The 19537-nt window shown below is 59.0% G+C and carries 14 protein-coding genes; 5 read left to right on the plus strand and 9 right to left on the minus strand.

The window, feature by feature from the left end; all coding sequences use genetic code 11:
- Positions 1–409: 409 nt before the first annotated feature.
- The gene (locus tag CLV45_RS23560; RefSeq protein WP_100338953.1) at positions 410–1510 is read right to left on the minus strand and encodes a glycoside hydrolase 5 family protein; all 1101 of its coding nucleotides are present in this window, start codon (positions 1508–1510) and stop codon (positions 410–412) included.
- Positions 1511–1848: 338 nt separating this feature from the next.
- Here CLV45_RS23560 and CLV45_RS23565 point away from each other — a divergent pair, with 338 nt between their 5' ends.
- The 3 genes from CLV45_RS23565 to CLV45_RS23575 all read left to right on the plus strand — a co-directional run bounded on the left by CLV45_RS23565 (position 1849) and on the right by CLV45_RS23575 (position 5292).
- Positions 1849–2919 carry a glycoside hydrolase family 43 protein gene (locus CLV45_RS23565; RefSeq protein ID WP_100338954.1) on the plus strand — a complete coding sequence of 357 codons (1071 nt, stop codon included), beginning with the start codon at positions 1849–1851 and terminating at the stop codon, positions 2917–2919.
- A gap of 104 nt (positions 2920–3023) precedes the next feature.
- Positions 3024–4130 carry a LacI family DNA-binding transcriptional regulator gene (locus CLV45_RS23570; RefSeq protein WP_170061924.1) on the plus strand — a complete coding sequence of 369 codons (1107 nt, stop codon included), beginning with the start codon at positions 3024–3026 and terminating at the stop codon, positions 4128–4130.
- A 598-nt stretch (positions 4131–4728) separates the two neighbouring features.
- Entirely contained in the window at positions 4729–5292 is a 564-nt protein-coding gene (locus tag CLV45_RS23575; protein WP_100338956.1) for a hypothetical protein, read from the plus strand.
- A gap of 79 nt (positions 5293–5371) precedes the next feature.
- Here the strand turns inward: CLV45_RS23575 and CLV45_RS23580 are convergent, their stop codons facing one another.
- Positions 5372–6181 (minus strand): ParA family protein, encoded by an 810-nt coding sequence (locus CLV45_RS23580; protein ID WP_100338957.1) that lies wholly within the window; start codon positions 6179–6181, stop codon positions 5372–5374.
- Between the two features lie 109 nt (positions 6182–6290).
- A complete protein-coding gene (locus CLV45_RS23585; RefSeq protein WP_100338958.1) occupies positions 6291–6971 on the minus strand; it encodes a metal-dependent hydrolase in 681 nt (226 codons plus the stop codon).
- Between the two features lie 153 nt (positions 6972–7124).
- Here CLV45_RS23585 and CLV45_RS23590 point away from each other — a divergent pair, with 153 nt between their 5' ends.
- Positions 7125–8792 carry an ABC transporter substrate-binding protein gene (locus CLV45_RS23590; protein WP_100338959.1) on the plus strand — a complete coding sequence of 556 codons (1668 nt, stop codon included), beginning with the start codon at positions 7125–7127 and terminating at the stop codon, positions 8790–8792.
- A gap of 8 nt (positions 8793–8800) precedes the next feature.
- On the opposite strand, the gene CLV45_RS23595 is transcribed toward CLV45_RS23590, so the two are convergent.
- The 3 genes from CLV45_RS23595 to CLV45_RS23605 all read right to left on the minus strand — a co-directional run bounded on the left by CLV45_RS23595 (position 8801) and on the right by CLV45_RS23605 (position 11255).
- The gene (locus tag CLV45_RS23595) at positions 8801–9838 is read right to left on the minus strand and encodes a sporulation-delaying protein SdpB family protein (RefSeq protein ID WP_100338960.1); all 1038 of its coding nucleotides are present in this window, start codon (positions 9836–9838) and stop codon (positions 8801–8803) included.
- Between the two features lie 41 nt (positions 9839–9879).
- Entirely contained in the window at positions 9880–10398 is a 519-nt protein-coding gene (locus CLV45_RS23600; RefSeq protein ID WP_100338961.1) for an SdpA family antimicrobial peptide system protein, read from the minus strand.
- Between the two features lie 113 nt (positions 10399–10511).
- Positions 10512–11255, minus strand: a complete 744-nt coding sequence (locus CLV45_RS23605) for a hypothetical protein (RefSeq protein ID WP_100338962.1) — start codon at positions 11253–11255, stop codon at positions 10512–10514.
- A gap of 469 nt (positions 11256–11724) precedes the next feature.
- Here CLV45_RS23605 and CLV45_RS23610 point away from each other — a divergent pair, with 469 nt between their 5' ends.
- Positions 11725–14175, plus strand: coding sequence for a TonB-dependent receptor (locus tag CLV45_RS23610; protein ID WP_100338963.1), 2451 nt, complete (start codon positions 11725–11727; stop codon positions 14173–14175).
- A gap of 275 nt (positions 14176–14450) precedes the next feature.
- On the opposite strand, the gene CLV45_RS23615 is transcribed toward CLV45_RS23610, so the two are convergent.
- The 3 genes from CLV45_RS23615 to CLV45_RS23625 form a co-directional block, all read right to left on the minus strand.
- Positions 14451–15029 carry a DUF6438 domain-containing protein gene (locus CLV45_RS23615; RefSeq protein WP_100338964.1) on the minus strand — a complete coding sequence of 193 codons (579 nt, stop codon included), beginning with the start codon at positions 15027–15029 and terminating at the stop codon, positions 14451–14453.
- A 382-nt stretch (positions 15030–15411) separates the two neighbouring features.
- Complete coding sequence (yidC, locus tag CLV45_RS23620; protein ID WP_100338965.1) at positions 15412–17274, minus strand: membrane protein insertase YidC; 1863 nt, start codon at positions 17272–17274, stop codon at positions 15412–15414.
- Between the two features lie 439 nt (positions 17275–17713).
- Positions 17714–19360, minus strand: a complete 1647-nt coding sequence (locus tag CLV45_RS23625; RefSeq protein WP_100338966.1) for a CTP synthase — start codon at positions 19358–19360, stop codon at positions 17714–17716.
- Between the last annotated feature and the right edge of the window lie 177 nt (positions 19361–19537).

Consider the following 19537-nt stretch of genomic DNA (forward strand, 5'->3'; position numbering starts at 1 on the left):
GGTAAGGTGGGTGGGATTGGTAGGGCCAACTCAATACTACCCGGGTTTCTGCGTAACTATAGAGACTAATTTAAGCAATGTCAAGAAATTATATAAAGTATTTATAACAAAAACCAATTGTTGCGCTTGATCCGGCAAGTACGTGCGTCCTGCTACTCAGGCCGAATCGGAATACTATTGGCTGTTACACCGGGTGTTTAGCCGCGGCAGTTTCTTTCGCAAACGTTTGCAATCAAGCATTGGTGGTGTGAGTTGCTTAGAGGGAGCAATTGTAAGTAAGCCCGTACGGATGAGGGTAGTAATCAGATGAGTACTGCTTTAAGTAGTCGCTCTGCCTTTTGCACAGCTTTGTGTGGTCTGGTCGTAAAAAAATCAACCTAGTCAGGAGGGCCGTCCATCTATTGCTGGGTTACTTCCCGTTTAGCTTCTGGATAAGCTCGGTTTCCTCTTTGCGGTATGGGGTACCGTCACGCCGAAATACTTCGTGAAACCACTCTGCTGGCTCGCTGCCGTCGGGCAAGGGTGTGTCCCACTGGTATTTAGTATTCGTTTTGCCATCCACTAGCCCCCAGTTGATGGCCCCCACGTTCTGGGTTTTGAGCATGGGCATGATGGTGGCAAAGCGCGAGTTGCGGGGGCGCGCCATGTACTCAGTGCAGATAAGGGGGCGGCCGTGGGTTTCCAGCAGCTCGATAAGCCGCTGATGAATAGCAACTTCATCATAGCTGTGGTAGGTGATGACGTCGGAGTGCTGCGCCTGATAGGTGTTCAGAGCCTGAAAGTCCCAGGCCCACAGGCCCACGCTCAGCGGCTGGTCGGGATTTACGGCCCGGGCCCAGGCAAACACGTTGCGCAACAGGGGCAGGGAAGTAGTGAGCTTGCCCGAGTTACCCGGCTCGTTGTATAAGTCCCAGAGTAAGATTCGCTTGTCGTGCTTGAAGGTGCTGAGCACATCCTGCACGTAGGGTTTCAGCGCCATAAAGGTGGCCGAGTCCCGCGAAGCCGGGTCGCCGGGGTCCTGCAGCCAACCAGAATTGTGAATTCCGGGTTTCGGCACCGGCTGAGCTCCTGTGTTGGCCTGCTTGTTCCAGCAGTCGTCGAAGAAGACGAACATCGTCTGGATGTGGTGCTTGTCGGCCAGGGCCAAATAGGCGTTGATACGCGCCTTGAATCCTTTGGGGTCTTGTTTCCAGGCCAGACTGTGCAGAAAAACCCGCATCGTGTTGAAGCCAATTCCTTCGGCCAGGCCCAGCTCCCGGTCAATGGTGGCCGGGTCGAAAGTATCGGCCTGCCACATTTCGAGCTGGTTGATAGCCGTGCTGGGCGTAAAGTTGGCGCCGCTTATCCAGGTGTGCGCCTTGTACCATGCCTGCGCCTTTTCCGCCGTCCAGCGCTGCCCAACGGCCTGAGCCGCGCTACTGGCCGGGCTCTTAGTCCGGGCCTTGGGCGTTTGCGCATAAGCACTGCCACAGGTCAGTAGCAGGGAAATAAACAGTAGCAGCTTCGTCATACAATAAACGGGTGGAATTTCAAACGTTTGCGTGCGGACAGTAAGGGTGTAACGAATTGGATTGAGAACTGCTCGGAGTTTTGAAGTGGTCCAGTGGCAAGAATATAGTTCTTATCTTTCTAAGATATATTCTATATTATTGCCATTGCTCCGCTGTTTAAGGTTTGTTGCCTGAGTAGCATCCAGCGCCCGGCTTATTATCAGAATGATGAATTAGCTCAGCATTGCCCGTGTACGGAAGTATTAACGCAAACGTTTGCATATTGTTTAGCTAGTCTGATCAAAGCTTGATTTGGTTGCCCAACCTGTTTTCTGCACTTCCTACCTACCTTTCTCACATGCCCTCCCGTCGTCATTTCCTTCAGCAAGCCGGTAGTGGCCTGGCAGCTCTGGCCCTGCACAGCCAGGCCTTAGCGCGCGCCGCGGCCCGGACGTATACCAACCCAGTATACGCGGGGCAGTTTCCCGACCCTTTCGTGCTGCGTCATCAGGGGCGCTACTATGCTTTTGGCACTACCGGGCAAGGGCGGACAACTGATGGGCGCATTTTCACGGTCCTTACCTCGGCCAATCTGGTCGACTGGAAGCCGGTGGGAGGAGCTCTTACCCCGCCCGAAGGAGCCACCGGAGCCGATTTCTGGGCTCCGGAAGTGCTCTACCACCAGGGTACTTTCTACATGTACTATTCCGTGGGTGGCGGCGCTATCGGTGCCTCCGTAGGGCACCGGCTGCACGTGGCAACCAGCAAAACCCCGCAGGGTCCCTACGCGCAAGTTGCCCTACTCGACGTGCCCGACAGCAAGTTTACCATTGATGCTCACCCGTTTCAGGACACGGACGGGCAGTGGTATATGTTCTACGCCCGCGACTTTATTGATTCTGCTAATGGCTACCGCCCCGGTACTGGCCTGGTCGTCGACCGCCTCGTCGATATGACCCGCCTGGCCGGGGAAAGCCGTACGGTGATGCGCGCCCGCCACGACTGGACGGTGTTCGAAAAAAACCGCCTTATGCCGCTCTACGGCAACCGCACCTTTGCCGAGTGGCACACCCTGGAAGGTCCTTTCGTGCGCAAACACGCCGGCAAGTACTACTGCTTCTACAGCGGGGCTAACTTCCTGACGCCCCGCTACGGAGTCGACTACTGCGTGGCCGATTCTATTATGGGCCCGTACTCGGATGCCGGCGCTGAAAAAGGACCCCGGGTGTTGCACGCCGTGGCAGGACACGTGCGCGGGCCGGGGCATCATTCCCACGTTTTAAGCCCGGACGGTAAAACGGAGTACCTGGTTTACCATGCCTGGGACAAGGCCATGAAGGAGCGGCAGCTTTGCATCGACAAGCTGGCCTGGACAGCCCAGGGGCCTCGCTGCCAGGGACCTACCTACACGCCCCAGCCGCTACCCTAGGTCGGTGCGGGCCGCGCCTGGGCACCGAGGGTCAGTAAGCAGGGTCTTCCGCCCGAAACAAAAGCGCATCCTTTCCGCAAAATTTGCGTTGCTTGGCCAGCTATTTGCGTAAAACGTTGCGCATCCTGTACCCCGAGCTGTTTTTTCATTTTCAATTTATTACGGTTGTGGCCCGCACAAAAGCTTCTATTTCAGATCTGGCGAAGCAGCTGGGAGTTTCGGTTTCTACCGTTTCCCGGGCCCTGAGCGACCATCCCACCATCAGTGCGGCCACCAAGAAAAAGGTTTGGAAGCTGGCTCAGGAGCTGCACTACCAGCCCAACCACATGGCGGCGGGCCTCCGCAAAGGCCGCAGCAACCTGCTCGGCGTAATTGTGCCCCATATCGATGGTCATTTCTTTACCATGGTCGTCAAGGGCATTGAAACCGTAGCCACCAAGGCGGGTTTCAACGTGATGATCTGCCAGTCGAATGAGGATGTGAAGCACGAGCAGAAAAACATCGAGTCCTTGCTCAGTGCCCAGGTCGAGGGTATTCTGGTGTCGTTGGCGCGCAACACGCTTGACTCCCGGCATTTCGACAAGGTGCGCAAGCAGGAAATACCCCTGGTATTCTTCGACCGGGTGCTCGACGGGCTCGACGTCAGCGCGGTGGTGATTGACGACCGGGAAGGGGGGTACCAGTCGACGAAGCACCTGCTGGCCCAGGGCTGCCGCCGGATTGCGCATTTTGGCGGTCCGCTGCACCTGAATATCTACAAAAACCGGCGCCTGGGCTATATCGACGCGCTGCTGGAGGCCGGCCTGCCCGTGGACGAGGAGCTGATTTACCACTGCGACATGACCCAGGAAGACGGCGTCACGGGTATGCAGCGCATGCTGCAACTGAAGAAGCGCCCGGACGCCATTTTTTCCGCCAGTGACTTTTCCATTGTGGGCGCCTTGCAGGAGTTGAAGCGGCAGGGGCTGCGGGTACCTCAGGACATTGCGCTGTCCGGGTTCAGCAACGAGACGTTCACCTCCATGACGGAACCCATGCTGACTACCGTGGATCAGCGCTGTGAGCAGATGGGGCAGGCAGCCGTGCGGCTGTTTCTGGAAATGCTGGAGGAGCGCAGCGCCCTGTTTTCGCCCCGCCGCATTGTGCTCCAGCCCGATTTATTGATTCGGGGCTCGTCCTTGCGGGCGGTGAAGGAGGCAGTGGGGAAGTAGGGGCTGGCGGTTCGGGTTGGGGTAGCAAGAGGCATTGACCGGCTCACAATGCCCTGTGACTTGTTCATAATGGCTTCTGCCCTCTTCACAATGACCGTTGACCGGCTCACAATGCCTCGTGGCTTGTTCACAATACATTCTGTCCGGTTCACAACGGCTGGTGACCGGCGCGCAATGGCCGCTGACCGTCGCGCAATGCGTAATGACCGAGGCACAATGTGCGGTAATCGGGTGACAATGACTGCTGACCTCGTGACGATGACCCGTGACGAGGTGACAATGGATGCTGACCAGGCGTCATTACGTTCTGCCCTCGTGACAAGGCGTTCTGTCGAGGCGTCATGGGACCGTGACCGGGTGACAACGCCTCGTGACGAGGTGTCAATGGCCGCTGACCTCGCGTCAATTCGAAGTGACCGGGCATGTGTCGCTGACGGATTCGCAGCGGAGCTGCTCAGGGGTAGGTGGTCACTCGGCACAGCCGAGCGACTGCCTGGGATTGCTAAATGATGACTAGTTGGTGCCGCCGACGTAGTGGCACAATGTACCTTCGTTGAAAAATAAGTTTGGATATACCACCACGCTAACTAATAAAAAGATGGGCCTAGATATTGGTGTAAGTACCGATAAGGATGAAGAACTGTATGCGGATGAGGCGGATGACTATTTTAACGAGCACAGCTTAAGCCGGACGTTCTGCCATTTTATGGGTAGGAGAAATGTAGTGGAGCACGAGACGGAGCTTGACCAAATCGGCCGGATAACAGGAGTGGATATTGCACCCTTATATGATATGGAAAGTTACCCCAGCGAAGAGTTTCTGGAGTTTCAGCTCGGAGTGGCGGAGTCAGAAGAAGAGAGAGCCACGATTATTGCCGAAGCTGAAGCTGACAAAGAGCGGCTGACGGGGAATATATATACGGTCAAACAGATGTTGCTCCACTTAATTGAAAAGCTGGAGACCATTCCAAGTCTGCCGGCTTTGTTACGACCAACGGACTTTGATTCCCTGGATAACGAAGTCTACTTCTCGGACTTTAAAGTAGATAAGGGCGAAGGCTATATTGGGAATAACTTTGGGCAGGACCTGCGAAATTTCAGCCGGCATTTAAACTATGCACAAAGCAAAGGAGCCACGACAGTTTGGTTTAACTATGGCTGAAAAAGCCAGGGAAGCATAAAACAAGAAAGGCCGGCGAATCTCGCCGGCCTTTCTTGTTTTACTTAAGAGGTACAAAACGTTACGCCGCTTCGCCTTCGGTAGCTTCGGGGGCGCCGGCGGCTTCCACGTTCTTTTCCACGATTTCGCGGGCCAGATTGAGGTAGCTGATGCTGCCTTTGCTTTCGGCGTCGTGCAGGATAACGGGAATGCCGAACGAGGGCGACTCCGAGAGCTTCACGTTGCGCGGAATGATAGTATCGAAGACGAGCTGCTGGAAGTGGAGCTTTACTTCCTCCACTACCTGGTTGGAGAGGCGCAGGCGCACGTCGTACATCGTGAGCAGGATACCCTCAATTTCCAGCTCTTCGTTGAGGCGGCTCTGGATGATCTTGATGGTGTTGAGCAGCTTGCCCAGGCCTTCGAGGGCGAAATACTCGCACTGCACGGGCACAATCACCGAGTGGGCGGCCGTGAGGGCATTCACCGTAATCAGGCCCAGGGATGGGGAGCAGTCGATGATGATGAAGTCGTACTGGTCGATGAGGGGGCGCAGGGCGTCCTTCATCTTCTCCTCGCGGTTGGGCAGGTTGATCATCTCCACTTCGGCCCCGACGAGGTCGATGTGGGAGGGCATCAGGTCGAGGTGGGGCAGAATGTTGGTGTTCAGGATAATGTCCTGGGCATTGATGCCATCCACCATGCACTCGTAGATGCTGTTCTCGATGTCCTTCGGGTCGAAGCCCACGCCCGAGGTGGCGTTAGCCTGCGGATCGGCATCCACCAGGAGCGTCCGGTACTCCAGCGCCGCCAGACTGGCCGCCAGGTTGATGGCCGAAGTGGTTTTGCCTACTCCGCCCTTCTGATTGGCTACCGCAATGATTTTTCCCATGAGGGGTGATGGTTGATTGTTAGTTGTTGATTGTTAGTTGTTGATTGTCAGTTGTTGATTGTTAGCCTTGGCAACGATTAACAATCAACAATCAACTCCCATCATTCAACTATAAAGTAATCGTTTCACCAACCCGCATCAGCACCAGCTCCTTACCGGCGGCTTCGGCCTTGGCCTTGGCGCTGGCGTGGTCGATGGCAATGGGGGGGAAGGTGTCGAAGTGCATGCCAATGATTTTGCTCGTGCCGGTCCAGTCGGCCGCTACTAGCGCGTCGTCGATGCCCATCGTGAAATGGTCACCGATGGGCAGCAGGGCCGCGTCGAGCTGGTACCGCTCGCCGATGAGCTTCATGTCGTAGGTCAGGGCCGTGTCGCCGGCAAAGTACAGGGTCTTGCCTTCCGACTCGATGATGAAACCCGCGGCCAGACCGGCGTAGGAGCCGTCGGGCAGGGAGGAGCTGTGGGCCGCAGCCACCAGCTTCACCGTCCCGAAAGGCAGCTTGATGGAGCCGCCCAGGTTCATCTGGTAGGTCGCCTTGAGGCCTTTCTCCCCAAACCAGCTCAGCAGCTCCACCATACCCAGCAGCTCGGCGCCGGTGTTCTGGGCAATTTCGACGGTGTCGGCCACATGGTCGCCGTGGCCGTGGCTGAGGAAGATGTAGTCGGCCTGAATGGCGGCTACGTCGATGTCCTTGGCCAGCGGGTTAGGCCGGATGAAGGGGTCGAAGAGGATTTTACTGCCACCGGTTTCGAGCAGGAAGCTTGCGTGGCCGTAGTACGTCAGGTTCATAGAGGAGCGGTTGGTCGGGAGCGGCTAAGGAAACAGCTTTGCAAGCAAAGCGGCCGTAAAAAGCAACCCCGGACGGAAAGAGAACAACTAATAGCCGAAAGCTAGTAGCTATACGCTTAGTTTTGCACAAATATAAGCGTTTCCCCCGTTCCCATGCTGTTGTCTGTCCGCCGTTTTGCCGGTTATGTTGTCCCGTTGCTCACGGCGTTAGCCGGCTGCGGCCGTAGCGACCAAGCTACCGACGCGCGGCGGGTTTTCCGCTACAACCAGCCCGAGGCGCTGACTTCCCTGGACCCGGCTTTTTCCAACAAGCAGGCCAACATCTGGGCCGTGACCCAGCTCTACAACGGCTTGGTGGAGCTGGACTCGACTTTACAGCCGGTGCCCTCCCTGGCCCGGCGCTACGAAATATCGGCCGACGGCCGGCACTACACCTTCCACCTGCGGCCGGGCGTACGGTTTCACGACGCGGAAGTCTTCGCCGGCGGTAAGGGCCGGGCGGTGGTAGCCCAGGACTTCGTGTATAGCTTCAAACGGTTGCTCGACGCGCCCACGGCCAGCCCCGGCGGCTGGATTTTCCGGGGCAAGGTGCTTTCAACAGCGGGTGGGGAGCCGTCGGATACCTGCTTCGTGGCCGTGAACGACTCCACGCTGCGCATTCATTTGCAGGCGCCGTTTATTCCGTTTCTCGGGATTCTGGCCATGCCCTACGCCTACGTGGTGCCCCGGGAGGCGGTGGCCAAGTACGGTAAGGACTTCCGGGAGCACCCGGTGGGGACGGGCCCGTTCCGGTTCAAGGAGTGGGACGAGGGCAACGCCATTATCTACCACCGCAACCCGACCTACTGGAAAAAGGACGAGCAGGGCCGGCAGCTGCCCTACGTCGATGCCGTGCAGATCAGCTTTATCCAGGACCGCAAAACCGAGTTCCTGACCTTTATGCAGGGCAAGCTCGACTTTCTCTCGGGCATCCGGGCTGGCTCGCGGGACCTTATCATGCACCCCGACGGCACCGTGCGAGAAGACTTCCGGGGCAAGTTTCGCCTGCAAAAGGCACCCTACCTGAACACCGAGTACCTGGGCTTCCAGCTGGACCCGGCCAACCTGCGCGGGGACGCGGCCAGCCCGGCCCTGCGCGACGTGCGGGTGCGGCAGGCGTTGAGCTACGCCCTCAACAAGCCCGAGCTGCTGGCCTATTTCCTCAATAACGTGGGCGTGCCGGGTCATTCGGGCTTCGTGCCCTCGTCGCTGCCCTCGTACAGTGAACAGCTGGTGCCGGGCTACACCTACCAGCCCCAGAAAGCCCGGGAGCTGCTGCGGGCCGCCGGTTTCGGGCCCCAGAACCCCCTGAAGCTGCGGCTGGGCACGGTGGCCGAGCGCAAGGAAGTGTGCGAGTACCTGCAGAAGAAGTGGGCCGAGGTGGGCGTGCAGGTCAGTATCGAGGTGAACCAGTCGGCGGCCCAGCAGGAAATGGTCGACAACGGTCGGGCGGCCTTCTTCACCAAAAGCTGGCTGGGCGACTACCCCGACGCGGAAAACTACCTGGCCCTGTTCTACAGCAAGAACTTCGCCCCGGCCGGGCCCAACAAAACCCACTTCAAGAGCGCCGAGTACGACCGGCTCTACGAGCAGGCTATCCGGGAGCAGGACGTGGCCCGGCGCTACGCCCTCTACCAGCAGATGGACCGGATGGTGGTGGCCCAGGCGCCGGTCATTCCGCTGTATTACGACCAGGTAGTGCGCCTGACTCAGAACAACGTCCGGGGCCTCACGCCCAACCCCATGAACCAGCTGGTGCTGGAGCGGGTGCGCAAGGAATAGGGGCCGGGCTAGCGGGGCAGGGCCTTTTTCGGCTTGGCCAGGGCAGCGCCAAAGCGTTTGAGTAAGCTCGGCTCAGTCAGCAGCGAGGCGCCCTGGAGTTTCCAGTTTCGCAGGCTGCCAGTGAGGGCGGCGAGCAGCTCGACTAGCCAGCCGCGCACCTCGGTAAAGCGCACGTTGTATTTTTTGTGGCGGGGCAGCAAATACAGCACCAGGCCGCCACTCATGGAAAAGAAAAAGCTGATCAGGCCGTGCGTGAGGGCAATGCCAAGGTGGAAAACGATGCCCACCGCCAGCAAAGAAAGCTTACGGGATTTGCCCATTACGATAGCCGCTGCCAGCAGGGCTTCCAGCACCAAAACCAGCCAGGTGGTGAGCAGCAGCGTTACGCCATTGTGGGTGATGGGATGCAGAATCGTCTGTAACCAATCGGGAGCCCCAAACACGTTGTGCGTCGTCCAGTAGTAGAGCGAGGTGCCGTCAACCCACTGGCTGACCTTGAGTTTATCGACGGCAGCCTGGAAGTATAGGTAGCACATTTGCACGCCGGCCAGGCTGATGAGACTGTTGCCCACTATATTCTTGTAGGGCGTGGCTTGCTGGGCCAAAACGGAGAAATTCCAGTGGTTGGGGCGGCTGTCCAGCAAGGTTAGCGGTACCAGGATCAGGCACAGAATAGCATTGATCTGGTCACCGCCATCCACCAAGTCACTGGTCATGAAAAAGGTGTAGGATACCCACCAGTGCAAAACGCCGGTGATGCGGGGGCGCCAGCCGCTGATAACGGCCGCCAGAATCAGCAGGGCGAATAGTTTATAGCCTACCAGGTTTTGGTAGAACAGCGTGTGATAAAGCGTAATGGAATCGACGTAGCTGCGCGGGGTAGCCTTGAGCAGGCTGGCCGGGAACAGGGTATCGGTGGTGTTGACCGCCAGCGTCAGCAGGGTGCTCAGCGCGAGCAGGGCCCGGGCCAGCGCAAAAGTGAGCCCGAAAGGGCTGTTGCGCTCAAAGCGGGTCCGTAAGCGGGTAATCTTATCCAGGATAAACATAACGACACCAGCAGGCTGTAGCGTGTGGAAGTATAGGATAATCAGCCTTTTACAGTCACGTAGGTGTACTGCGTCAGGGTATGGCAATTCGCTTTCAGGGAAGCCCAGGCCCAGGGAATGCGCTTGGTCTTGCAGAGTAAATAAGTGCCGCGCAGATTTCTGACGGCCGCGGTGGCGCTAACTATTGTGGTGTGCTGGCGGATATCGGAGGCGGACACGGGTTTGGTGTACGTCCATTTGTCCTTGGTAATCTGGCTTTGGAGTATTTCTCGTTCGGCCTCCAAGCGCCGGTATTTGCGGCTCAGGCCAAATACATTGTGGTAGCTGCCGCTTTGGTACACTACCCGGTGCAGATTCTTATTGTCGACCAGATAAATGTCGACAATATCTTCCTGCGGATTTTTTGTGAAAAAGCCCCAGCCCTCGGGTACCAGCATTTTAATTTCCGAATTCAGAATTGATTTTTTACCAATGCTGGTATTCGTTGTACTGGCGGCCACGCAGAATATCAGGAACGCATTTAGCGCTAAACACAGCGTTAGGTATAGAGTCTTATTCATTAGTAGCTGATAATAGCCGAAACGGATACTATAAAATGAGCAGGCCGGGTGGTAGCAAGGCTATAACGGAATAGCTATAGCCTTGCTAATAGTGCAGACCGGACAGGCGAACCTTACGAGGCCAGGTTCTCGATTATTTGCGCCACAAACTGTTCGCTCTCCAGGCCGTCGCCCCACAGGTTTTTGTCCTGACGGGCCACGATAACGAACACCACCAGAATGTAGACCCCAATGGCCACAACGGCCACAACGGCCGTCTCGATGTAAAGCCAGCTGGGCCGGCGCAGTTGGTCGCCCATGTTGTTTTTGATGTCGGTCGACAGCTGCTCCCGGCCTTCGGGCGTGGTCGTGTCGTACTTCGACAGGTCTAGCGACTCATAAGCTTTGGCGGCGGCGGCAAAGGTGGGGCCGTATTTTTCCGAGGCCTGCCCCGCTTTCTGGAACAACACCATACCCTCTTCCAGGGCCGAATGCACAATGAAGGGGTCTTTCGAGTCGACGGCTTTCTTGAGGCGGGCGAAGTAGGTCTCGTCCAGCTTATTTACGCTCTGCACCATTTCATTGCTGAATTCCTTGGCCTCTTCGTTGCCGTCAGCCTCGCTGTTGGCACCGTAAGCGTGCAGGGTTTCGGCCAGAATCGGCAGCCGCTCGGCGACGGGACCTTGGAAGAGGAAAATACCGCGGAACAGGTCCTCGCCCGAAAAGCTTACCGAAGTGGCTGCTTTCGTGCTGGTTTCGGTACGCGGAGCGCCCTTCGGAGCCACAACATCACTGTTGCAGCTAACCAGCAGAAAGTGCGCGGCCACGGGCGCAATAAACCGCAGATTGGATACTGTTTCTCTTACTTTGGTAATCATACAGGGATAATAATTAAGGATGGATAAATAAAAAAGAAAATGAGGTATCTAAAGAATAGTATAGTTTCAAGCAACGCATAATTCAATCTGCTAAATAAACCTTATTTTCTTATTTAGCATTGCATCAGTATGTCAAATATAACGGGCCGTAAAAAGAGTAAAATTTAATTACACCAACCCGGCTATTCGCGGGACCTACGCGCAGGTTCAGTATATCTTTTACTTGATTTACCATTTTTGATAATCGAGCAACTGGTGGAAGTATATTCTCACTGCGCAGAAGCGCGTTGGGGAAACATTAACTGACCCGGCCAATGTCGGGGCCTAGGTAGCCAGCGGGGGGAGGAGGGCTGGAGCGGGGGCGTAAGGAGTAGGATTCCCAGGGGCTTTCCGTGGGCCGAATTCAGCCGCGCGCTGAACCCAACCGCCGGCTAACGGTTGTTGCTATATTCACCCAGCCCTATTTTGCATGCCCCACCGCTACTGGTTGCTCCTGCTTTTCTTTTTTTGGCTCACCCTGCCGCTCCGGGCCCAAACCACCGGGCAAATCAGCGGGACGGTGCGCGACCGGGCCACCCAGGAAGCCTTGCCCGGCGTGACGGTAGTGCTGGAAGGCACTGACTTCGGCACCGCCACCGACGAGCAGGGCCGCTACAAGCTGGCCGGCGTGCCCACGGGCTCCTACAACCTGCGGGCTTCGTTTGTGGGCTACGAAGCCCTGCTGCGCAGCAACGTGAGCGTGACCAGCGGCAACGCTAACATCATCAACCTGGAGCTCAGCGCCGGGGCCAAGCAGCTGGGCGAGGTTACGGTGACGGCCAGCCGGGCCATTCGGGTGGCCACGGCCGAAACTCCGCTCAGCGTGCAGCGCCTCAACACCGAGGAAATCAAGACCTTTCCCGGCGGCAACTTCGACATCTCCAAGGTGGTGCAGAGCCTGCCCGGCGTGGGTGGGGGCGGCACCGGCGGCACGGCCGGCTTCCGCAACGACATCATCATCCGGGGTGGGGCGCCCAACGAAAACGTGTACTACCTCGACGGTATCGAGGTGCCCGTCATCAACCACTTTGCCACCCAGGGCAGCACCGGCGGCCCGGCCGGTATTCTTAACGTGTCGTTTATTGAGGACGTGACGCTGAGCTCCTCGGCTTTCGAGGCCCGCTACGACAACGCCCTAAGCAGCGTGCTGCAGTTCCGGCAGCGCGACGGCAACCCCGAGCGGGTGCAGGGCAACGTGCGCCTGAGCGGGACGGAGGTAGCCGGCACCCTGGAAGGTCCGCTGGCGAAGAATACCACCTTCCTGGTGTCCTTGCGCCGCTCGTATCTGCAGCTGCTTTTCCAGGCCCTCGACCTGCCCATCCGGCCCAACTACTGGGACTCGCAATTCAAGGTGACCACCAAGCTCTCCGACAAAACCACGCTGACGGCCCTGGGGCTGGGCGCCCTGGACCACTTCGAGCTGGCCGTCCCGCGCAACTCCTCGCCCGATAAGGAGTACGTGCTGCGCTCCACACCCACCTACGACCAGTGGAACTACACCACCGGCCTGGCCCTGCGCCACTTGCTGCCCAACGGCTACCTGAACGTGGCCCTGAGCCGGACCCAGCTCGAAAACAAGCTCGATTTGTTTGAGGCCGGTAAAAGTAAGGACGAAGCCAACCGGGTGCTGCTGACCCGCTCGGGCGAAACCGAGAACAAGCTGCGCCTCGACCTAAACCACGCCGTGGGCCGCTGGCAATACGCCTACGGGGCCAGCGGCCAGCTGATTCACTACGACAACCGCTTCCAGCGCCGCCTGCGCAACGAGGTCTGGGACGGGCAGGGCCAGGTGCTGAGCCCGGAAGTCACGGTGCGGTTTGCCTCCGACCTGGACTTCGTGCGCTTCGGCCTCTTTGCCCAGGCCACCCGCACCCTGCTGCCCTCGGGCCGGCTCACCCTCTCGGCCGGAGTACGGGCCGATGGCAACTCCTTCACCACCGGCGGGGCCAACCTGCTGCGCACCCTCTCGCCCCGGGTGTCGGCCGCCTACGCCCTGACCGATAAGCTGAACCTGACCGCCTCGGTGGGCCGCTACTACAAGATTCCGCCCTCCACCATCCTGGGCTTCCGCGACAACGCCGGCACGCTCGTCAACCAGGGCAACCGCTACATCCGCGCCGACCACTACGTAGCGGGCCTGGAGCTGCTGCCCCGGCCCAACACCCGCTTCACTCTGGAAGGCTTCTACAAAAAGTACAGCCACTACCCGGTGAGTGTGCGCGACGGTATTTCGCTGGCCAACCTGGGCGGCGACTTCACGGCCCTCGGCAACGAGGCTGTGACCAGCACCGGCCGGGGCCGCACCTACGGGGCCGAGTTCTTCTTCCAGCAGAAGCTGACCCGCAAAACCTTCGCCGTGGTGTCGTACACCGTGTTCCGCAGCGAGTTTAGCGGCCTGGACGGGCGCTACCGGCCCTCGGCCTGGGACTCCCGCCACCTCGTCTCGGGGCTGCTGGGGCGCAAGCTGGGCCGCAACTGGGAGCTGGGTCTCAAGTACCGCTTTGCCGCCGGCTCACCCTACACGCCCTTCGACTTGGAGGCCTCCCGCCAGAACTATTCGGCCATCGGCACCGGTATTCTCGACTACAGTCGGCTCAACACCCTGCGCCTGGGTTCCTTCCAGCAGGTTGATTTCCGCCTCGACAAGAAGTACAACTTCCGCCGCCTGACCCTGGACTTCTACCTCGACGTGCAGAATGTGCTCCTGGCCAAGTCGCCGGCCACGCCCAGCTACAGCTTCCAGCGCACGGAGGATAACTCGGCCTTCGTCACCACCGACGGCCAGCCCCTGCGCCCCGACGGCACCAACGCCCTACCCATCCTCATCGACAACGAAAGCGCCCTGGTAACGCCCACCATCGGCTTTATCGTCGAGTTTTAGGGTAGTTGTCTGCTAGTTGTTAGTTGTCAGTTGTTCGTTGTCCGTTGTTAGGCCTGTCATCCTGAGCGACGCGAAGCAAAGCGAAGGACCTGCCTCGTCTCAGTGACAAGCGCCTTTCAACGCACGAAAGCCCTTTACTACTTGCGTGGTAAAGGGCTTTCGTGCGTTGGTACTGGATGTGGTGGGCTAGGCAAGGAAGGTCCTTCGGCTCCGCCTCAGGATGACAGGCCTAACAACTAACAACTATCAACTATCAACTACCAACTATCAACTACCTACCTATCCGCGGCGGTGGTGCCACCGGATACCTTCTCGATTTCGGCGGCCACGGACTTCATAAAGGCTTCGAGCTCGGGCGGGGTGCCTTCTTCGGCCTGCACGGTCTTGAGCTGCCCGTTGGGCTGCCGAATGCTCAGGATGGTGGCCGGCAAATCGGTGGAGCCCTGGGAGTAGCGCTCCTCGTAGGTGGCGAAGTTGAGCCGGCGGGCCTCGTCGAGGATGGTGTTGACGGTAGCCACGGGGAGTTTGAGCTCGTGGGGGCCGGTCAGTGGCACGTAGCGGTAGCCGATGTAAGTCACGTGGCCGTCGGAGAAGATGGTGGCCTCGTAGTGGGGGCAGGTGCCGAAGCAGGGCGTACGCTTAAAGACGATGACGGGCACGGCCTCCACTTTCTTGGTGGCGGGTTTGGCCGCCGCAGGCTTCTTGGTTACCACCTTCAGCTTGCCCTTGGCCGGCTCCCGGCCCAGCAGCACGGTCTTGGTTTTGGCCTTATTCTTATCGGCGAGCAGGTTTTGGGCGGGGGCGCTGCCGGCGCCCAGCAGGGTGGCCAGCAGCAAAAGCAGGAAAAGGCGCATAAGGCAGGGGCGGGGGAAAGGTGAGCAGCTCCGTAAGTTCCAAAAAACGAGCCACTAACCAATAGGTGCCCGCCGCCAGTTACCTACGAAGTTGTGCTTTACCCGGATGGGCGGTGGCTGGTAGGTATAGGGTAGACCCAGGCTAGTTCCGGATTGCTTCTATACTGGCTCTATAGTGCCTCTATAGTTCTGCTAATCAAAGTCCACACAGGGCCTAGGAAAGACCCGGGCCGGCAGCCAGCTCCCCAGCTGCCGGAACTAGGATAAATTGGGGATAAGCCAGGGGAGCCGGGATGGGTGGGCGGGGGGCCGTAACGAACAACGCCCTTCCACCGGGGGGTGAAAGGGCGTTGGGGGAGAACGGGTAAAGCGAAACCGGCTACTACGAGCGGCGGGTGGGCTTGCGGGGCTTGTCGCCCTTGGGCTCCCGGGGCTCCGAGCCGCCCTGCTTGGCCTGGGCCTCGCGCTCCTGGGCGGCTTTCATGGCCTCGGCCAGGCGGGCCTGGAAGCCCGAGGGCTTTTTGTCCTTGTTCTTGACCTTGTTGGCTTCGAGCTGGGCGCGCAGCTTAGTCTCATCCACGAAGCTGCGGGTGATGAACTGCTGGCCGAAGGTGACCATGTTCGAGACGAAGTAGTACCAGGTCAGGCCGGCCGAGAAGCTGTTGAGCACGAACATGTAGACGACTGGCATCACGTAGCCGATGACCTTCATCTGGCCCTGCATCTGGGTGTTGACCTGGTTGCTCTGCCAGGTCATGAGCAGGGTGGAGGCCGTCATGAGCAGGGTGAAGAGGCTGACATGGTCGCCGTACCACTTGATGTAGAAGGGCAGCTTGATGAATACGTCGTAGCTGCTCAGGTCCTTAGCCCAGAGGAAGTGCTCCTGGCGCAGCTCAATGGCGTTGGGGAAGAACTGGAACATGGCCAGCAGAATTGGGATGGTGAGCAGCGTGGGCAAGCAGCCACCCAGCGGACTTACCCCAAACGCGGAGTAGAGCTTCATCGTCTCGCTCTGAATCTTGGTCTGGTCGTCGCCGTACTTTTCCTTGAGCTGGTCGATTTCGGGCTTCAGCACTTTCATGCGGGCCTGCGACAGGTAGGATTTGTAGGTCAGGGGCCAGGTCACGAGCTTGATGAGCAGCACCAGCAGGGCGATGATGATGCCGTAGGAGCTGATGAATTGCTCCAGGAAGTGGAACACGGGCAGAATGATGCCCTTGTTGACCCAGCGGAAGAGACCCCAGCCCAGGTACACGTTGCGCTCAAAGCCGGGGGTCACCTTCTCCAGCACGGGCAGGGAGTTGGGGCCGAAGTAGTAGCGGAAGTTGGCTTTGTTAGCCTGCACGTCGGCCACCGGGATGGTGAGCGTGGTGCTCATCGTCTTCAGGAAAGTCGAGTCTTCCAGGTCAACGTTGGAGTTGAACTTGCCGGTCGTGAACTGGTTGTCGGCAATGATGCCGGCCACGAAGAAGTCGTGCTTGTGGGCGGCCCACTTCACGGGCTCGGTGATGGTCATTTCCTCGGGCTTCTCCGAGGCTTCGGCCAACGAGCCGTGGTCGTCCTTGGCCAGGTAGTGGTTGATGGTCGAGTGGTTGCGGTTCTGCTTGGCATCCTGCTCGGTCTGGCGCACGTGGTCGTCGAAGGTGAAGGTCAGCGGCTCGGCGGCCAGGGTTGAGGCCACGCCGGGCATGCGCAGGGCGTAGCCCAACTCGTAGGAGTCCTCAAACAAGGTGTATTCCTCCTCGATGCTGCCCCCGGGCACGGCGGCCGTGAAGGTCAGGCGCTGGCCTTTCCGCTCCCCGGCCGTCACGCTCTGGGCGGCGCTGGGCTGGAAGTACAGGTCCGAGAGCTTGATGGTGCGGCCGTCGGTGGTGCGGAAGCGGGTATCGAGCTGGGCGCTCTGGGCGTCGAGCAGGTCGAGGGGCTTGCCGAAGAAGGTCTTGTACTTGTTCAAACGCACGGCTTCCACCCGGCCGCCCTTCGTGGAGAAGGTCACCGTCAGGTTGGCGTTCTGGAGCTGCACCTGCTGGGCCGTGCCCTGGCCGGCGGCGGCAAAGCTACCCAGGGTGCGGGCCGCCGCGGCCGAGTCGAGCGGGGCCGCGGGGGCGGCCGGACCGGTTTTGCTGGCGGCGGTGGTGGCCTTGGCGGCGGGTTGTTCTTTCGGCGGCTTGGGCGAGAAGAAGAACAGGTAGACGAGGAGCAAGGCCGAGATTATAAACAGGCCGGTTGCTTGGTTTTTGTCCATCGAAGGAGGGTACTGACGGGAAAAAGTGAGGGGCGCGGGGCGCCACGAAACACAAAGGTACGGGGAAAGCCGGGCTTGCCTCAAAAATCCGGCTAGCCGGGCCAAAGGTCGGGAATGGCAGAAGAATATTCGCGGGTCGGCGTATTTGGCAGAAAGTGATTTTAAACGGGTGTCATGGCGAGCGAAGCGCGGCCATCCGTCCTCTGAAGTGTGCCCACCGGCCTTTACCCACCAAGCCCTGCTAGCTGGCACAACATAATAACGACCCGGCGCGTGCGCTGCGCCCAACGAAAAAGCCCTTTACTCCGGCTGGAATAAAGGGCTTTTGTACGTTAGTAAAACGCTTCGTTACATAGGCGAGCAAGGTCCTTCGCTCTGCTTCGTGCCGGCATTTATGCGCAGCAAGCGCAGGATGACAGCCAATTGTAACTGACCGTTACTAGAACTCGTTCTTGTGGTGCTGGATGGCGGCTTTCACGAAGCGCACGAACAGCGGGTGAGGGTTCTGGACCGTGCTCTTGAGCTCGGGGTGAAACTGCCCGGCCACAAACCACGGGTGGTTCGGAATTTCGATGACTTCGACCAGGCCCGTGTCGGGGTTGGTGCCCGAGGGTACCATGCCGGCTTCCTCGAACTGCTTCAAAAACTCGTTGTTGAACTCGTAGCGGTGGCGGTGCCGCTCACTGATGTGGTTGCGGCCGTAGGCTTTGGCGGCCTTCGAGCCCCGGCGCAGCTCACAGTCGTAGGCGCCCAGGCGCATGGTGCCGCCCTTCTGGGTGATGTTCTTCTGCTCTTCCATCATGGCAATGACGGGGAAGGGCGAGGCGGGGTCCATTTCGGTGGACGACGCGCCTTCCAGCTGCAGCACGTTGCGGGCAAACTCCACCACCGCGCACTGCATGCCGAGGCAGATGCCGAAGAACGGAATCCGGTTTTCGCGCACGTACTTGATGGCTGCCACCTTGCCCTCGAAGCCCCGCTCGCCGAAGCCGGGTGCTACCAGCACGCCGTCGACGCCGTGGAGGAGCTGGCCGATGTTTTCCGGGGTAATATGGTCCGATTGAATGCTGCGCACCGTGACCTTACACTCATTCTGGGCGCCGGCGTGTACGAAGGCCTCGTTGATGGACTTGTAGGCGTCGGGCAACTCCACGTACTTGCCGACCAGGGCAATGGTGATTTCCTCGGTCGGGTTCTTGAGGCGGCCCAGGAAGTCTTTCCAGATTTCGAGGTCGGGCTGGGCACTGCCGCCGGTGAGCTTCATTTTCTTGATAACCCGCTCGTCGAGGTGCTCCTTGAGCATGAGCAGGGGCACGGAGTAGATGCTGTCGGCGTCGAGGGCCTCGATAACCGAGTTGATTTTCACGTTGCAGAACAGCGCAATCTTTTTGCGCATCTCCATCGGAATCGGGTGCTCGGAGCGGCACACCAGGATGTCGGGCTGCAGACCGGCCTCGCGCAGGTCGCGCACCGAGTGCTGGGTGGGCTTGGTTTTGAGCTCCCCGGCGGCGGCCAGGTAGGGCAGCAGCGTGAGGTGAATCACGATGGAGTCGTTCGGGGGCAACTCCCAGCGCAGCTGGCGCACGGCCTCCACGAAGGGCAGGCTCTCGATGTCGCCGATGCAGCCCCCGATTTCGGTGATGACGATGTCGAACTCGCCTTTTTCGCCCAGCATGAGCATCCGGCGCTTGATTTCGTCGGTAATGTGGGGCACTACCTGCACCGTTTTGCCGAGGTAGGCGCCTTCGCGCTCCTGCCGGATGACGTGGTCGTAGATGCGGCCGGTCGTCACGTTGTTGGCCTGGGAGGTCGGCACGTTCAGGAACCGCTCGTAGTGGCCTAGGTCGAGGTCGGTTTCGGCCCCGTCGTCGGTCACGTAGCATTCGCCGTGCTCGTAGGGGTTCAGCGTGCCCGGGTCGATGTTGATGTAGGGGTCGAACTTCTGGATGGTGACCCGAAAGCCGCGGCCTTGCAGCAGCTTGGCGAGGGAGGCGGCAATGATGCCTTTACCCAGGGAGGAAGTCACGCCGCCGGTAACGAAAATGTACTTGGCGGTAGTCGCGGGGGGAGGGGTTCTGTCTGGCATAACAGGACGCAAAGCTACTCAAATATGTGGGCGCGCCGCGCCGCCGGCCGGAATCTTGCGCAGAATTGTTTGGGAGCGAACTGGTTTACAGCATCCATTTTGGCCCGGTTTATACCGCCGCAGGCGGGGCTATATAAAGCCTGGCTAATGCTTGAAACAAGCCGTTTTTTGCTTCAG

The sequence above is a fragment of the Hymenobacter chitinivorans DSM 11115 genome, assembly GCF_002797555.1.
Lineage (GTDB): Bacteria > Bacteroidota > Bacteroidia > Cytophagales > Hymenobacteraceae > Hymenobacter > Hymenobacter chitinivorans.

Bases quoted from the DNA above. Each gene is read 5' to 3' on its own strand.
- CLV45_RS23605 (WP_100338962.1), bottom strand. From the start codon at position 11,255: ATGATTACCAAAGTAAGAGAAACAGTATCCAATCTGCGGTTTATTGCG.
- CLV45_RS23615 (WP_100338964.1), bottom strand. From the start codon at position 15,029: ATGCGCCTTTTCCTGCTTTTGCTGCTGGCCACCCTGCTGGGCGCCGGC.
- CLV45_RS23625 (WP_100338966.1), bottom strand. From the start codon at position 19,360: ATGCCAGACAGAACCCCTCCCCCCGCGACTACCGCCAAGTACATTTTC.
- CLV45_RS23575 (WP_100338956.1), top strand. From the start codon at position 4,729: ATGGGCCTAGATATTGGTGTAAGTACCGATAAGGATGAAGAACTGTAT.
- CLV45_RS23590 (WP_100338959.1), top strand. From the start codon at position 7,125: ATGCTGTTGTCTGTCCGCCGTTTTGCCGGTTATGTTGTCCCGTTGCTC.
- CLV45_RS23585 (WP_100338958.1), bottom strand. From the start codon at position 6,971: ATGAACCTGACGTACTACGGCCACGCAAGCTTCCTGCTCGAAACCGGT.
- CLV45_RS23580 (WP_100338957.1), bottom strand. From the start codon at position 6,181: ATGGGAAAAATCATTGCGGTAGCCAATCAGAAGGGCGGAGTAGGCAAA.
- CLV45_RS23600 (WP_100338961.1), bottom strand. From the start codon at position 10,398: ATGAATAAGACTCTATACCTAACGCTGTGTTTAGCGCTAAATGCGTTC.
- CLV45_RS23595 (WP_100338960.1), bottom strand. From the start codon at position 9,838: ATGTTTATCCTGGATAAGATTACCCGCTTACGGACCCGCTTTGAGCGC.
- yidC (WP_100338965.1), bottom strand. From the start codon at position 17,274: ATGGACAAAAACCAAGCAACCGGCCTGTTTATAATCTCGGCCTTGCTC.
- CLV45_RS23565 (WP_100338954.1), top strand. From the start codon at position 1,849: ATGCCCTCCCGTCGTCATTTCCTTCAGCAAGCCGGTAGTGGCCTGGCA.
- CLV45_RS23560 (WP_100338953.1), bottom strand. From the start codon at position 1,510: ATGACGAAGCTGCTACTGTTTATTTCCCTGCTACTGACCTGTGGCAGT.
- CLV45_RS23610 (WP_100338963.1), top strand. From the start codon at position 11,725: ATGCCCCACCGCTACTGGTTGCTCCTGCTTTTCTTTTTTTGGCTCACC.